This is a genomic window from Chitinophaga caeni (assembly GCF_002557795.1).
In the GTDB taxonomy this organism is placed as follows: Bacteria; Bacteroidota; Bacteroidia; order Chitinophagales; family Chitinophagaceae; genus Chitinophaga; species Chitinophaga caeni.
In genome coordinates this window covers 4,094,852-4,110,206 of record NZ_CP023777.1, presented here as the reverse complement: position 1 = coordinate 4,110,206, position 15,355 = coordinate 4,094,852, and the positions used below count along the sequence as shown (strand labels likewise).

Sequence of the window (15,355 nt, the reverse complement as noted above, 5' to 3'; positions counted from 1 at the left end):
CCGGATATAGTATATTTACGTCATGACAGCACATCCATCTGAAATAATCCCGGGAGTCCTTTTTCACACTTTCCTTACGAATATGAGGCGGGAGAAGGGAGGATTCCTGGAAAAAACTGCCTTGGTATTACAGGTTTCCGGTCACTTTACATTGGAAACAGCGGGGCAAAAAATTTCTATGCGGCGAGGTGAGATGCTATTAATGCGGAAGAACCAATTGGGAGAGATTACGAAACAGCCTTTGGAAGGGGAGGATTATCAAACGATTCTCATTCATTTAAATGAAGAATTGCTCCGCACGATTGCGCTGGAAGAAAATATCGAAGTTAACCGTAAATACGGTGGCCCACCGAATGTCCTGATCCCGGTAAATGAATTTTTACGTTCATTTTTCGATTCTATCATTCCTTACGTGCATCATCCCAAGGAAAAAATTACCACCGCTATGGGGATGCTGAAAGTCAGGGAAGCTGTATACTTGCTTATTAATACCCTGCCCGAACTGAAAGATTTTTTATTTGATTTTTCAGAACCACACAAGATAGACCTTGAAAAATTTATGTTAAGTAATTTTCATTACAATATTCCTATCGAAAAGTTTGCCAGGCTAACCGGGAGGAGTTTAGCAGGTTTCAAGCGTGACTTTCAAAAAATATTCGGTGCCGCGCCACGCCAGTGGTTACAAGAAAGAAGGTTGACCGAAGCCCGCCATCTTATTGAGAAAAGGCGCAAGCCATCAGAAATTTACCTGGATCTAGGATTTGAATCCCTGTCGCATTTTTCTTATTCGTTTAAGAAGAAGTACGGGAAAGCGCCTTCAGAGTGGGTTTAGTGTCAAGTAACTTTGATATATTACCTTGCTTATGGTCCAGGGTGATGAATATTGCAAACTTTAGGAGCATTACCAGTTAATGATATAGCTCCTAAAGTTTGTAATCGTTTTTAATCATGTCGGTTTTCTAGCTTCTGTTCCAGGCGCTTAATTTCTTTATCCATCTCTATCATATGTAATGTTAATTCCTCGATTTTTTGCAAAAGCTTCGTGTTAATTTCACCTAGGTCCACGCCGTTTTGCTGGACTTCTTCAGCGGTTGGAATCCCCGGTAAGTGTTTGTGTAACTTGATATAGGAGCCGATATCTTCCAAGGAAGGATTCGGATAATTCTTGTCGAATACATAATCAGGCCAATTAGCTACTGCTTTGACTTTCACTTTTGTGAATACAGCATCGCCATTAACAGCTAGTTTATATCCTTTAGAGTCTGTTGTTCCAATACAAACATTTCCTTGGTTTGAGATCGTGAATAAAGCACCGTTAGCGTTATTAAATTTAAATCCCCGGTATGAGGAGTTGTTACTTATATTGACACCATCATCATTGGCACCGATACTCAGGGTATAGGGTGATGTGTTTGTTCCCGTTGCGAGCAGTACACTTTGAGTCCCATTCGAAACATGCAATCGAGCACTGGGATTAAGTGTCCCGATGCCTACGTAGCCTTCTTTCTTTATCAAGATCCGGCCACCTGAACCGCCCCCGATGCCTGTATTGTTTTCATATAAAACTATCCCGTCTGGAGAATTAGGGTCTATATTAGATAATTTTACCCATGCCCAGCGGTTGATCTCGCTACTTCCCAGGCTTATAAAACTTTGGCTGGAAGGATCGTTAAAAACATGGATCGTTCCCCTTACGTCTAATCGCGCGGTAGGATTAGTTGTCCCTATTCCAACGTAACCGGTTGACCTGTTAATCGAAAACGGTGTAAGTAGGTAATTGCCGGCATCATTGAAAGATGAAATTGTAAAATTAGAACCAGCTGTTCCCCCTGTTTCCAGTCCTTCTAGGTTGAAATTCCACCTGCGACCAGATGTTTCGTTCGAGCTACTTGTAAAACCAATATGCGCAGTACTGCCTGGTGCCGGGGCGGAGCTGGTGGTAAAACGCGAAGCAGTCCCGGTACCATTGATTTTGAAATTTGCAGATTGAATGGAGTCTTTTTGATTAACAATGTATTGAGCTACTGAAGTTTGACAAAATACAATTGTCAATAGGCTAAATGACAAATAAAAACATTTCATAAGTATAAATTATCGGGTTAAAAATCGAAATATAAGAAACGGTTCTTATTATTTGTATGCTCAACCCATTCTTTGGGTATACAAGTTAAATTGATCACTATTCTAACCGGGGAAATTAAAGTTGCCGGATCCCTGCCGTTATAACTACTTGTTCATTTATAATCGAGATATTGATTTATAAATATTTAGATTTTTTTTCATTGTTGTCCAACTAAATTTTCAATGTGGAAGAACAACGCTCTCCGTTAAAGGTTCGACTCAATGCCCATCTGCCCATTTCTTGTTCTCCAAAGAAACCAATTATTTTTCAAACATACGAGTACCAAAAAAGGGCACAAATTGGCATTACGGCCGCCAATTTGATCGCCCGATGGAGCTTTTGTATTACTGTGACACCAGGCTTTCGTTCGCTATCAACAGTGCGGAGCATTCTTGTTTTCTTGGGGGGAGCTACCCCGTATGTAGAACATATCATCCTTAGCTGGTATTCCATAACTGGCAAGGAATATAGCAAAGCTTGAATCAATTTTAATCGGACAACAATGATTTTTTTTTGAAAAAATGCTTAAAAAATTTGCGTAGCTAAATAACTACATATATATTTGTAGTCAAATGACTACCAAATGAACCTGAGGAGAGATGTTTTTCAAGCAATTGCGGATCCTACACGTAGGATGATACTTTTATTAGTAGCATCGCAAGCTATGACGGCCGGCGCCATTGCCGCCAATTTTAATTCGGCAAGGCCCACCGTTTCCAAGCATTTACAGATACTCACCGAATGCGAACTGTTGGAACAGCAACAGCGCGGGCGTGAAATTTACTATCATCTAAATCCGGAAAAAATGAAAGAGATCGCAGATTTTGTTGAACCCTTCCGCAAACTATGGGAAGAGAGGTTCGATAAGCTAGAATCCATCATGAAAAATTATAAATCAAAAAAATAACTACCCATGGAACCAAAAACCAAAGTAAATGCCGAAGACGGTAAACAGGATTTAAGGATTACCCGCGAGTTTGAATTGCCTGTTGAACTGTTGTTTAAAGCCTATGTTGAACCGCAAATCGTGGAACAATGGATGGGTACCAAGGTGATCAAATTGGAAAGTAAAAAGCACGGTGGATGGAAGTTCCAAACTTCCGACCAGGAAGGGAATGTGCTCTTCCAGGCAAATGGCGTCATCCACGAATTTATCCCGGATGAAAAAATTACCAGGACTTTCGAAATGGAAGGCGCTCCCTTCGAAGTGCAACTGGAATACCTGGAATTTACAAAGATATCTGATGATCGCAGTAAGCTGGATATGCAAATTATTTACCGATCAAATGATATCAGGGACCAGATGCTGAAAGTTGGTGTTGGTATGGCTAAAGGAATTAACATGGCACATAACAGGTTGGAAGAAATTGTAAGTAAACTAAAATAGAAAATAAAATGTCAAAAAGAAATAAGATAATATATTGGATCGCAACCCTATGGTTGGCACTGGGTATGGTTTCTACAGGTTTTATACAGGTGTTTCACTTGGACGGTAGCGACCAGTTTACCAAGAATATGGGTTTCCCATTATTTTTCATAAGTTTGATCGGTGTTTGGAAGTTATTGGGTGCAATCGCGGTTCTGATTCCCAGGTTCCCGCTGGTAAAAGAATGGGCATATGCAGGTTTTTTCTTCGTGATGACCGGTGCCATTTACTCGCACATCGCGGTGGGAGACCCGGCAAGTGAATTATTTCCACCTGTATTGTTATTGGTATTAACGATCCTTTCCTGGTATTTCAGGCCCGCTACCCGGAAATTAGGGAATGCTTAAATTTTTATTATGGACCCAAATGTTGATGAATATCTTGAAAATGCTGTTCAATGGCAAAAGGAAATGAAGCAATTACGGCAAATCTTGCTGGATTGTGGCTTGGAGGAAACGATTAAATGGAGCAAGCCTTGTTATGCTTATAATAATAAGAATGTTGCTGTTATACAAGGTTTCAAAGATTATTGTGCCTTGCTTTTCTTCGATGGTTACTTGTTGAGTGATACGGAAGGTATCTTGGTGAAAACAGGGGAGCATACCAGGGTGGGGAGGCAAGCCCGCTTCACGGACGTTAAGGAGATTAAAAAAGTGGCGCATGCATTAAAGGCTTACGTTTTTGAGGCTATAGAGCTGGAAACCTCCGGGATAAAGGCAGATATTGCCAAGCCAAAGGAAAATTTAGTGATTACTGATGAGCTAAAGACCCGGTTCAAGGAGAACCCTTTGTTGGAATCTGCTTTTTTAAGCCTTAGCCCCGGCAAGCAAAAAGCATACATCTTACATTTTAAGCAACCCAAGCAAGTTGCTACCAAGTACGCCAGGATCGATAAATGGACATCCCATATTCTAAATGGAAAGGGAATGCATGATGATTACCTGGCCAGGAAAAAGAAATGAACTGGTGAGCATTATTAGAATGCTGCTAGTTACCTTAACCATTCAATTCCATGAAATGAAAAATGCTAAAAATACACTTAGTCCCGAACAACAATCGGAATTACTGAAAAGGATAAAAGTCCGCTTCGAGAAGCATATGAACCGCCATGAAGGTTTGTCTTGGGAAACAGTAAAGGAGCGCTTGGAGGCTCATCCTGCTAAATTATGGTCGCTTTTTGAAATGGAAAATACCGAAGGCGAACCCGATGTTGTTGATTTTGATAAGAAATCAGGTGTCATCACTTTCTTCGATTGTGCTGCGGAAAGCCCAAAAGGCAGGAGAAGCACTTGTTACGATCATGATGCTTGGTTGGCCAGGAAGGAGCATCGGCCAGAGCATAACGCTATCGGTATGGCCGAAGAGATGGGCATTGAAATGTTGACGGAAACGCAATACCGTTTTTTACAAGGGCTCGGGGAATTTGATACCAAAACTTCTAGCTGGTTGGTTACACCTGCGGCCATCAGGAAGTTGGGAGGCGCCATCTTCGGTGATCGCAGGTACGATCATGTATTTACTTACCATAACGGCGCGCAATCTTATTATGCAGCGCGCGGTTTCAGGGGCTGTTTGAAGATTTAAAGGTTAAACGGTATTCAAGGAGAAATAAAAGGTGCTACCTGCGCCATAATCACTCTCAACGCGAATTTGTCCACCCTGGGCTTCGATAAATTCTTTGCTGATCGCCAAGCCTAATCCCGTTCCTTCTTTTTTGGAATCCGGTACCCGGAAATACCGGTCAAAGATTTTTTCCACGTATTCTGGTGAAATTCCTTGGCCGGTATCTTTTACTGAAAACTGTACTACATCGCCCATAAGCTTTATGGCTATATTTACTATCGAATGTTCGTAAGAGTAACGGATTGCATTTGATATGAGGTTGGTTAATACCCAGGAGGTCTTCTCCCTGTCTGCCATTACGTTCGGTACGTCCCCGGCTTGCTCCACCGCCAATTGTATGTTTTTTTGCTCTGCCGCAACCTTGTTGGTATTGACGGCGTAGGCCACGATTTCGGCAGGATCGGCGGCAACGATATTCATCTGGATGCTACCACTTTCTACCTGGGTCATGTTGAGCAATTCGCCCGTAATTTTTAGTAACCTGCCCGCATCGTCACGGATACTTTCAACGAGGTTATGCTGTTCGTGGTTTAATGTGCCTATCTTTTCATTTTCCAGCAGCTGTAAGCTCATCTTTATAGATGAGATAGGTGTTTTTAACTCGTGTGAAACCGTCGCGATAAAATTGGTTTTCGCGAAATCGAGCTCTTTGTAAGGTGTAATGTTTTGCAAGAGGATTACGTTCCCGATAAGTACTTCTTCTTTCTCGCCGGTAGGGATGATATTAATCGGTATCATTTCCTTTTCGAAATAACTTTCCTTGCCGTCAGCGAAAATTTTTATCGGTGATGACGGGCTTTTCTTGGAATGATGATGTTCGCTGGTAATAAACAAATCTTGTGCTAATAGCCTCAGCAGGTCATTTTGCATCGCAAGGTCTTGAATGGCCATACCGGTAACAGGTTTATCTTGTAGTCCCAATATTTTCAATGCCGTATGGTTCATGAATAGCACTTTTTTGTTTTCATCGAGACCGATTACAGGGTCGTGCATATTATTGATCAAGGTCTCGATACGTTTTTTCTCGATCAATAATTGCGCGATATTCCCGGCTCTAAATTCTGCCAGTTTTAATGCCATCGTGTTGAATGCGGAAGCAAGGTCGCCAAATTCATCATCCCGATGAAATTGTAGCCGTTCATCGTAATTTTGCGCAGCGATTTCCTGTATACTACCGGTAAGTTCCTTGATCGGGTTGGCGATATTGCCCGGTAAATTCATTAACATGGTAAATGCCAGCAGGAAGCACACGGCGCCGGTAATACTGATCCAGAGAATCGAGTTGGTGGAGCTTTCTTTCACGATGAGGCTTTTCTGTTGAATGGCTTGCATGTTCAACTGCATAATCGCCGTGATGTCGTTTTGTATGATTTTTATCAACGAATCTTTGCTAACTTCTGCCTGTAATAGTTGGTAGTCCAGCTCAAGTTTTCCCGTTAAGGCCGCCTCGCCGCTCTCGGTAATGTTGGCCTTTTGCAACTTAAGATTATGGGCAAACAAGTTTTGTTGGCTAGGGGAGTCAAGATCGTTGTTCAATGCATTGAGCATTTCCCTGCAATACTCAAGCGTATTGTAATTATCGGTAAGGATGTTCTTTGCATCCTTGGAGAGCGCGTTGATATAAAAGGTGCTTAAAGCGGCAAGCAATACGATTAAGCAAAATAGCAAACCGATGCCTAGGGTAAGTTTTGTTTTAATTTTCATCGCTATTTTTTTAGCTCAAAATCACGAGATCGATATCATTTTCGGACAGTTTCCTCAGCAATTCGTTAAAGACCCCTGTCGACAAAATTACGTGTAATAAGTTTAAATGCGGCTTCCCGATACAAACCGTTGTTATTTGTCTTTCTTCACATTGCTCCAGGATAGCCTTATGGATGCTGTTGTTTTGAATCTTGATGATTTCTGCTCCCAGTTCCGTGGCCAGTTTGAAATGGTTTATCAGGAAACGTTGTTTATCAAGGGCAATTTTATCGGGCATTTCTTGCGGTGTTTGAACATATAAAACGAACCATTTACTATGGTAATAATTTGCCAGCCGGGCAGTTTTACGAATGACCGTTTTAGCTGTTTTCTCATTCGAGCTGATACAAGCGAGAAAGCGCTCCTGTCTTTGGCTGGCATAGCGGTTGGTCGTATTTTCAACCTTGCGTTCTACATGCGAAGCCACTTCTTTTAGCGCCAGTTCTCTCAACTGGAGCAAATGTTCTGTTTTAAAGAAATTATTTAAGGCTGTTTCTATCTTGGCCGGTTGATATATTTTGCCGGCTTTCAACCTTTCTAATAGATCGTCGGCAGTAAGGTCAATATTAACGACTTCATCTGCCTGGGAAATGACACTGTCGGGTATCCGTTCCTGCACTTCTATCCCGGTAATTTCCTTGATGTCCTCGTTTAAACTTTCTATATGTTGTATGTTCACCGCGCTGATTACATTAATGCCGGCATCAAGAATTTCATTTACATCCTGCCATCTTTTTTTATGCTTACTGCCTTCTATATTGCTATGTGCCAATTCGTCGATAATAACAACTTCAGGCCGTAAGTTAATTACGGCCTGGACATCTAATTCCTCTAAAGCTTTCCCTTTATAATACAATTTACGCCGGGGAATGATTGGCAACCCTTCCAGTAGAACATGTGTTTCGGAACGGTTATGTGTTTCGATAAAACCGATCTTTACATCTATCCCGTTTTTTAGCAATGCATGTGCTTCTTGCAGCATCCTGTAGGTTTTTCCAACACCTGCACTCATGCCGATGTAAACTTTAAATTTTCCCCTTCTCGATTTTTTAATCAAGTCAAGAAATGCTTTATTACTATTTTCATTAGTAGGCATTAAAACGAAATTGCTAAAGAGGTGATCAATTGATTATTATTGCTGGATGGGCTCCCTTCTTTCTGAAAAAAATCCCCTTTACTTGAAAATGTTCGCCCTTCTATCCGCCAGAGGATATTTTTCGTGATTAGATAGTCGTAATTCAACGAAAATGACCACACCTGGCAACCGTTTATATCACTGGAACTAACGATCACGCTATTGGGATCGTGATAGTATTCAGCCCTAGCTGCAAGGTGCATCTTTTCTACCGGTTTATATTGGCAGATCAATACAGGAGCATACCAATTGTTGTAACGCTTACTGCCCTTCGTTTGTTGCTGTAAACCGATATCGAACCCGGTAATGATTCCCCAGTTTTCATCGAGCTGAAATACCGCGTAAAAATTGTGGAAATAGCGCATCAACTTACTGCTATCTGCTTGGTCATTGCCGATAAAGGAACTGCTGTTCAGGGTGATTTTATCGTTGGGCATAAAGCTAACCTGGTGACCGAATGCAGGCGTATTGTTGCCATCGATCCTGTAAATTCTTTGCCAGCCGTTGAGCAATAAGCCGCTGATAAACCATTTACCATTGTTGCTATTATAAGAAACTTTTACACCGCTTTCATAGTAGGGGGAGTTTTCGGCCAATATACTCCTGGTCAAAGTCCAGCAATCTTTACCGATGGCGCTTTCAAAACCGATATGGGAAGAAAAAATCCCGGCATCTACCCAAAGGTTTTTGTTCTTGGAAATTTTAACCCCTGCATTGGCTTCGTAAATATTTTTTAAAACGCCCGGTTCGGCAGCAAGATTCGCGTTCATGTACGTTCCTGCGCCGATCGCGATATTAGCCCGGCTACGTTCATCGGCATAAGAGGCTTTCAATAAGCCAAGGTTTAGATTGACTTCATTATGCCGGTTGAATGAATAAAGGAAACTTGGCTTCTCGTGATTAGAAGGTTTGCCAAAGTCATATGCATAATAGGTTTCTAAGTATGCAGTCCAATGAATTTTAGGTTCTTTGCCAGGCGATTGTGCCGCTAGTTTGTTTGAAAATACTACCAGTAATAATATAGTTAAATACTTTTTCATCTATGAATGATTTCCGTGTTATTTGATTTGATCCAGCGCTATGTTTGCTTTTAATACGTTTAGGTGTCCTTTACCGAACCAAGGTCTTTCGAGAACGTTATCCACTACTTTGCGTACATCGTCTTCCGCGATGCCACGCGCATGTGCGATTCTCTTTATTTGTACTTTAGCTGCCTGCTCTGATATATGCGGATCCAAACCGCTCCCGCTTGCAGTGACCAGGTCTGCCGGAATTTCTGACCTTTCTATGCCCGGGTTGTATTTTAAGAATGTATCTATCCTGGCAGCAACGGTTTCGAGGTATCCGGGGTTTGAAGGCCCTTTATTGCTGCCGCCGGAGCCGGCTGCATTATAGTCTACCGCGGATGGCCTGGACCAGAAATATTGTTCCGAGGTAAAATGTTGCCCTACGTTTGTATAATATTTCTTGTTTTGATATGTAATTGTTCGTCCTTCACCTTGGCCGGGAGCTAATGTGGCAGCTCCATATACTATCAAAGTATAGAGACCTGAAAAAAAGACCAGGCAAAGCAAGGTGAGTTTTATTGATGAAAAAATATTTGCTTTCATGTTGAGTCAGTTTAAAAGAATAAAGAAACCAGTATGTCAATTAACTTGATCCCGATAAATGGAACCAGTACACCACCAAGACCGTAAATGAAAAGGTTTCTCCTTAATAAAGCGCTAGCGCCGATCGGTTTATAGGTGACGCCTTTTAATGCAAGGGGGATCAGTAATGGAATGATGATCGCATTGAAAATTACGGCAGAAAGAATAGCGGTTTCAGGTGAATGTAGCTGCATGATATTTAACCTGTTCAACGCGGGAATAGACGCAATAAATAGTGCCGGTACTATGGCGAAATACTTGGCAACATCATTGGCAATACTAAATGTTGTTAATGTACCCCGGGTCATCAATAACTGTTTCCCGATTTCTACAACCTCGATTAATTTCGTTGGATCATTGTCGAGATCTACCATGTTACCTGCTTCTTTTGCAGCTTGGGTACCGCTATTCATGGCTACGCCGACATCTGCTTGTGCCAATGCGGGAGCATCGTTGGTGCCATCGCCCATCATGGCCACCAGGCGCCCTTCGGCCTGTTCGTTTTTAATGTAGAGCATTTTATCTTCGGGCCTAGCTTCCGCGATGAAATCATCTACGCCGGCTTTCGTAGCAATGTATTGCGCGGTTAGCGGGTTATCGCCCGTTACCATCACGGTCCTGATGCCCATTTTATGTAATCTTTGAAACCGTTCCTGTATACCAGGTTTGATAATATCCTGAAGCTCCACTACGCCAAGAACGATTTCATTTTCTGCCAATACAAGGGGAGTGCCGCCGTTACTAGAAATTGCTTTAACGCGGTTATCTACATCGGCAGGAAATTCTTGCCCGGCTTTCTCTACCAGTTTCCTGATGGCGTCAGTAGCTCCTTTCCGTATACGGATTTTACCGAAATTGATACCGGATGTCCTGGTCTCCGCCGTAAATGGTATGGCTGTTGCATGCTCTACTCCCAATGAATGTGGGGCTATCCCGGCTAGTTCCACGATCGATTTTCCTTCGGGTGTCTCATCAAACATAGAAGCCAATACCACGGCATTAACAAAATATTTCTCATCAATACCGTCCGCCGGGTGAAAATGTGTTGCTTTACGGTTACCGATCGTAATAGTTCCTGTTTTATCGAGCAAGAGCACGTCTACATCTCCCGCCGTTTCTACCGCTTTGCCGCTCTTGGTAATTACATTGGCCCTTAAGGCCCTGTCCATTCCCGCGATACCGATAGCGGAAAGTAACCCGCCGATCGTCGTCGGTATCAAGCAAACGAATAATGCGATGAATGCAGCAATCGGGATGTTCGTGTTTGCATACCTTGCGAATGGATGGAGCGTGACCGTCACGATGATGAAAACGAGCGTAAAACCTGCTAGTAATATTGTCAACGCAATTTCATTAGGGCTTTTTTGCCTGCTGGCTCCTTCAACCAAAGCAATCATTTTATCGAGGAAACTTTCTCCCGGCGCCGCGCTTACCCTGACCTTAATCGTATCGGAAAGTACTTTCGTGCCGCCGGTTACGCTGCTTTTGTCGCCGCCGGCTTCCCTAATCACGGGGGCGCTTTCGCCCGTAATAGCGCTTTCGTCGATTGTTGCTAATCCTTCTATTATTTCCCCGTCTGCTGGAACCATATCCCCGGCTTCGCAAATAAATAGGTCACCTTTTTTCAGTTCGGAAGAAGGTACCATGTGTATCTCGTTTAGGAATACATCACCGAGTAATTGAATTTTCTTTGCAGGCGTATCTTCCCTGGTTTTCCTCAGGCTGTCTGCCTGTGCTTTTCCGCGGGCTTCTGCTATAGCTTCTGCGAAATTGGCGAATAGTATCGTTAGGAATAGGGTAAAGGTAACCGTTAGGTTATATGGAAGGCTTCCCTGGTGGACTTCTCCGCCTGCTATCCAAATACAAACGCCGATCATGATCAAGGTACCCACCCATACGGTAAACATCACGGGGTTTCTAGCCATCTTTACCGGGTTCAGTTTTAGGATGGATTGAATGAATGCTTCTTTCAATAGCTTGGCGTCTAATAATTTATTTTTTGTCGTATGTTTCATGAAGGTCTAATTAATAAAGTGTAAAGTATTCGGATAACGGCCCAAGCGTTAATGCCGGGAAAAAGGATAAGGCCGCAACGATCATAATAACTGCAAAAACGATCATGCCGAAGGTGGCTGTATCCGTTCTAAGTGTGCCGGAGCTGGCCGGGATGTACTTTTTGCTTGCCAGGCTTCCCGCTATTGCTACCGGTCCAATAATCGGTAAGTAGCGTGCCAGGAGCATCACGATGCCGCAGCTGATATTCCAGAATGGAGTATTATCTCCCAAACCTTCAAACCCGCTACCATTGTTGGCACTGGATGAAGTAAATTCATATAGCATTTCCGAAAATCCATGGTGTCCAGGATTATTTAACCAGGAGGCGTAAGTTTCGGGATGCTGTAGATATAAGTAACTGGAGAGTGCCGTGCCCGATAAGATCAGGAATGGATGTAATAGGGCGATGATCATGGCGATCTTCATTTCCTTGGCCTCGATTTTTTTACCCAGAAATTCCGGTGTCCGCCCAACCATCAAGCCGCTGATAAATACCGCGAGTATGATAAATACATAAAAATTGAGGAAACCAACGCCCACACCGCCATAAAAACAGTTAATCATCATTCCCAGCATCGCGTTCATTCCCGATAAGGGCGTGAGGCTATCATGCATAGCATTTACGGAACCATTGCTGGTACAGGTGGTATTAATGGCCCAATATGCTGATGCCGCTGATCCGAACCGGATCTCTTTACCTTCCATACTTCCCAGTTGCTGGTTGATTCCCAGGTGACTGATAGCCGGGTTGCCGTTCATTTCGTTGACAACTGTCGGGATCAATAAGCATAGAAATCCTATACTCATTACTCCGAATATTGTCCATGCCAATTTCTTTCTCTTCAATATATACCCCATCGCGAACAGCATTGCTATCGGTAGCAGGAAGAGGGAAACCGTTTCAAGGATATTGGTAAAGTAATTTGGATTTTCTAGCGGGTGCGCTGAATTAACACCGAAAAATCCGCCGCCGTTCGTTCCCAATTGCTTGATCGCTACGAATGCCGCCACGGGCCCGCGACTAACATGGATGCTCTCTCCTTGCAAGGAAGTAATATGATCCTGCCCGGAAAAGGTCATCGGGGTGCCGTTGAATACTAATAGCAATGCTACAACTAGGGCTACCGGGAATAATATCCTCGTACAGGTTCTCACGAACAGGAAATGGAAGTTTCCCATCTTCGCGGCCGATTTTTCGCGCATGGCAAAGAACACCGCGGCAGCAATAGCGATCCCGCTGGCTGCGCTAATAAATTGCCATAGCATTAATGTCAATTGACCGAAATATGAAAGCCCGCTTTCGCCCGAGTAGTGTTGCAAGTTTGTATTCGTAACAAAACTAACCGTGGTATTAAAAGCTAGATCGGGGCTCATAGAAGGATTGCCGTCGGGGTTCAATGGTAACCAACCCATATTTGTTAGCACAAACATCGAGATGAGGAACCACACGAGATTGATTGCCAATAAGGCATATAGGTGTTGCTTCCAATTCATCTCGCGGAACGGGTCAATACCAGAAAGCTTGTAAAAACATTTGTCTATGGGATTGAAAATTTTATCCAACCATGTTTTTTCATGGTTGAATACTTTGCCGATGTATTTGCCTAAAGGAATTGCTAAAGCAATTACCAGGGCATACATAAGCATTATTCCAAGAATTTCAGAATTCATTTTTCGAATGCTTTAATATGTTTATTGATTTAGTCTAAAATTTTTCCGGTTTAATGAGCACATATGCCATGTATAGAAATATGGATATGGCTATTATGAAAAGAAGGATCATAATTTTTCAAACTTTTTAATTGTCCAGGTAAAGAATACAAAGAATAATATGCCTATAGTTACCAGTAAGATTGTCATGTTGTTAATGATTTAAACACCTGTAAATAAGTCCGGCGATGATTATCCCCGTGTAAACTGTCATGAGTAAAGTCCATGGACTTAATATGCCCTTGGCTTTTCGAATTCTTTTTTGCATCGATAAATAGTTTTGATCTACACAGGTAAGGCAATTGGCATTCCATTAGGAGTAATGTGGTTTGAAATGCTTTGTGGGGTTACGTTTTGGCTTTTTAATGGACCTGTTGGAAATAAAAAACCCTTTCAAAATGAAAGGGTTTGCACTAGCGTTTTGAAAGGGTTTATTTCAATTTGTATTCATCTATTTTACGGTACAGGGTAGTTAATGCAATATTGAGTAAGCGTGCCGACTCCGTTTTATTACCCCCGGTATAATTGAGTACTTTCTGGATATGTAATTTTTCAGCGTTCGCTAATTCAAAGCTTGACGGTGATTTGCCATCTGCATCTTCCGGGTTCGTGCTCCTAAGTTCTGTAGGTAGGCTCCCGGTGTCAAGTTCTGTACCGTCCGTAAGGATGACGCTGCGTTCCAATACATTTTTAAGTTCCCTTATATTTCCTTTCCAATGGTGCTTTTTTAGCGCTTCTATATATGCTTTTGATATACTGGTAATACGTTTGTTCGTTTTATTGGCAAATATTTTCAGGAAATACGTGGCGAGTGTTTCTATGTCCTGGATGCGCTCGCGCAGGGAGGGTAATTTGATTTGGAAAACGGCAATCCTGTAATAAAGATCTTCCCTGAAATTGCCGGAAATTATTTCGTTTTGCAGATCCCTGTTGGTTGCCGCCACGATACGGACATCGACCTTGGTAGCCTTATTGTCACCAACCTTGAGAAACTCGCCGCTTTCTAAAACCCTTAGCAATTTGGCTTGCAGGTCAAGTGGCATTTCACCGATCTCATCGAGGAAAACGGTGCCTTGGTGCGCTTCTTCAAAAATCCCTTTACTATCTTTCGTAGCCCCGGTGAATGCCCCGGCTTTATGCCCGAATAATTCATTCTCCAGGAGCTCTTTGCTAAAAGCGGCGCAGTTGATGGCTACGAAATTATTTTTATGCCTGGCGCTGGCGTTATGAATCGATTCGGCAAATACTTCTTTACCGGTACCGGTTTCGCCTGTTAATAATACGGTCGCATCCGTTTGTGCTACTTTCCTCGCATTATCGATAGCTTCCTGGATAGCTTTTGATGTGCCGATAATATTATCGAATGAATATTTTTTATTTAAGCGTTGCTCCAGTTGTAATACCCGCTTGGTTAATTTACTTTTCTCTAAAGCTTTATGGAGTAGCGGGATGATCTTGTTATTATCATCACCCTTCGTAATATAATCGAACGCGCCGTTCTTGATGGCTTGCACACCATCCGCGATATTACCATAGGCTGTTAGCAAGATAACTTCTATTACCGGGTACTGCTGTTTGATCGCTTTAGTAAGTTCTACACCATTGAAGTCGGGGAGTTTTACATCGCAAATAACTACATCAATTTCCGAGTTTTCTAACTTTCTCATGCCGGACTTACCATCGGCAGCTTCGATGACTTCGAAGCCTTCCAGCGCGATAATCCTGGCTAATAATGTCCTGATCTTAACCTCATCATCTATAATGAGAACTTTTCCCATAACTAGTTATTATGCGGTAAAGATATGTATTATTCAAGTAACGGGTGGATGGGATGATACGGCTGGCAACAAAAAAAGATCCGGTGAGACTGCTATCTACACCGGATCTTTACA

At 42.5% G+C, this 15,355-nt stretch carries 15 protein-coding genes; 6 read left to right on the top strand and 9 right to left on the bottom strand.

The features are described from left to right. Nucleotides 1-22: 22 nt before the first annotated feature. Complete coding sequence (locus tag COR50_RS17190; RefSeq protein WP_098195130.1) at nt 23-832, top strand: helix-turn-helix domain-containing protein; 810 nt, start codon at nt 23-25, stop codon at nt 830-832. 110 nt (nt 833-942) lie between these two features. On the opposite strand, the gene COR50_RS17185 is transcribed toward COR50_RS17190, so the two are convergent. Further along, nucleotides 943-2,082 (bottom strand): hypothetical protein, encoded by a 1,140-nt coding sequence (locus COR50_RS17185; RefSeq protein WP_157760944.1) that lies wholly within the window; start codon nt 2,080-2,082, stop codon nt 943-945. Nucleotides 2,083-2,705: 623 nt separating this feature from the next. On the opposite strand from COR50_RS17185, the gene COR50_RS17175 reads away from it, so the two are divergent. From COR50_RS17175 to COR50_RS17155, 5 genes are read left to right on the top strand one after another with little or no spacing between them, the layout of a single operon-like run. Continuing rightward, nucleotides 2,706-3,029: an ArsR/SmtB family transcription factor gene (locus tag COR50_RS17175; RefSeq protein ID WP_098195127.1), complete on the top strand. Its 324-nt coding sequence runs from the start codon at nt 2,706-2,708 to the stop codon at nt 3,027-3,029. A gap of 6 nt (nt 3,030-3,035) precedes the next feature. Beyond that, entirely contained in the window at nt 3,036-3,509 is a 474-nt protein-coding gene (locus COR50_RS17170) for an SRPBCC domain-containing protein (protein WP_098195126.1), read from the top strand. An 8-nt stretch (nt 3,510-3,517) separates the two neighbouring features. After that, entirely contained in the window at nt 3,518-3,895 is a 378-nt protein-coding gene (locus COR50_RS17165; protein WP_098195125.1) for a DoxX family protein, read from the top strand. A gap of 9 nt (nt 3,896-3,904) precedes the next feature. Next, nucleotides 3,905-4,510 (top strand): YdeI/OmpD-associated family protein, encoded by a 606-nt coding sequence (locus tag COR50_RS17160; RefSeq protein WP_098195124.1) that lies wholly within the window; start codon nt 3,905-3,907, stop codon nt 4,508-4,510. Next, nucleotides 4,479-5,132 carry a DUF4256 domain-containing protein gene (locus COR50_RS17155; RefSeq protein WP_232516204.1) on the top strand — a complete coding sequence of 218 codons (654 nt, stop codon included), beginning with the start codon at nt 4,479-4,481 and terminating at the stop codon, nt 5,130-5,132. Before COR50_RS17160 ends, COR50_RS17155 begins: the two co-directional genes overlap by 32 nt. A 3-nt stretch (nt 5,133-5,135) precedes the next feature. Here COR50_RS17155 and COR50_RS17150 read toward each other — a convergent pair whose 3' ends face one another. The 8 genes from COR50_RS17150 to COR50_RS17115 all read right to left on the bottom strand — a co-directional run bounded on the left by COR50_RS17150 (nt 5,136) and on the right by COR50_RS17115 (nt 15,241). After that, entirely contained in the window at nt 5,136-6,875 is a 1,740-nt protein-coding gene (locus COR50_RS17150; protein ID WP_098195123.1) for a HAMP domain-containing sensor histidine kinase, read from the bottom strand. A gap of 10 nt (nt 6,876-6,885) precedes the next feature. Then, entirely contained in the window at nt 6,886-8,010 is a 1,125-nt protein-coding gene (locus tag COR50_RS17145; RefSeq protein ID WP_098195122.1) for a histidine kinase, read from the bottom strand. Then, on the bottom strand, nt 8,010-9,089 hold the full coding sequence (locus tag COR50_RS17140) for a porin (RefSeq protein ID WP_098195121.1): 1,080 nt from the start codon (nt 9,087-9,089) through the stop codon (nt 8,010-8,012). The genes COR50_RS17145 and COR50_RS17140 overlap by 1 nt, the downstream gene beginning before the upstream one ends. A gap of 18 nt (nt 9,090-9,107) precedes the next feature. Next, nucleotides 9,108-9,659 (bottom strand): K(+)-transporting ATPase subunit C, encoded by a 552-nt coding sequence (locus COR50_RS17135; protein ID WP_098195120.1) that lies wholly within the window; start codon nt 9,657-9,659, stop codon nt 9,108-9,110. 11 nt (nt 9,660-9,670) lie between these two features. After that, nucleotides 9,671-11,713: a potassium-transporting ATPase subunit KdpB gene (gene kdpB / locus COR50_RS17130; protein ID WP_098195119.1), complete on the bottom strand. Its 2,043-nt coding sequence runs from the start codon at nt 11,711-11,713 to the stop codon at nt 9,671-9,673. A 10-nt stretch (nt 11,714-11,723) separates the two neighbouring features. Next, on the bottom strand, nt 11,724-13,424 hold the full coding sequence (gene kdpA / locus COR50_RS17125) for a potassium-transporting ATPase subunit KdpA (RefSeq protein WP_098195118.1): 1,701 nt from the start codon (nt 13,422-13,424) through the stop codon (nt 11,724-11,726). A 34-nt stretch (nt 13,425-13,458) separates the two neighbouring features. Further along, nucleotides 13,459-13,536: a potassium-transporting ATPase subunit F gene (locus COR50_RS22775; RefSeq protein ID WP_098196299.1), complete on the bottom strand. Its 78-nt coding sequence runs from the start codon at nt 13,534-13,536 to the stop codon at nt 13,459-13,461. A gap of 358 nt (nt 13,537-13,894) precedes the next feature. Next, complete coding sequence (locus COR50_RS17115) at nt 13,895-15,241, bottom strand: sigma-54-dependent transcriptional regulator (protein ID WP_098195117.1); 1,347 nt, start codon at nt 15,239-15,241, stop codon at nt 13,895-13,897. Nucleotides 15,242-15,355: the final 114 nt, after the last annotated feature.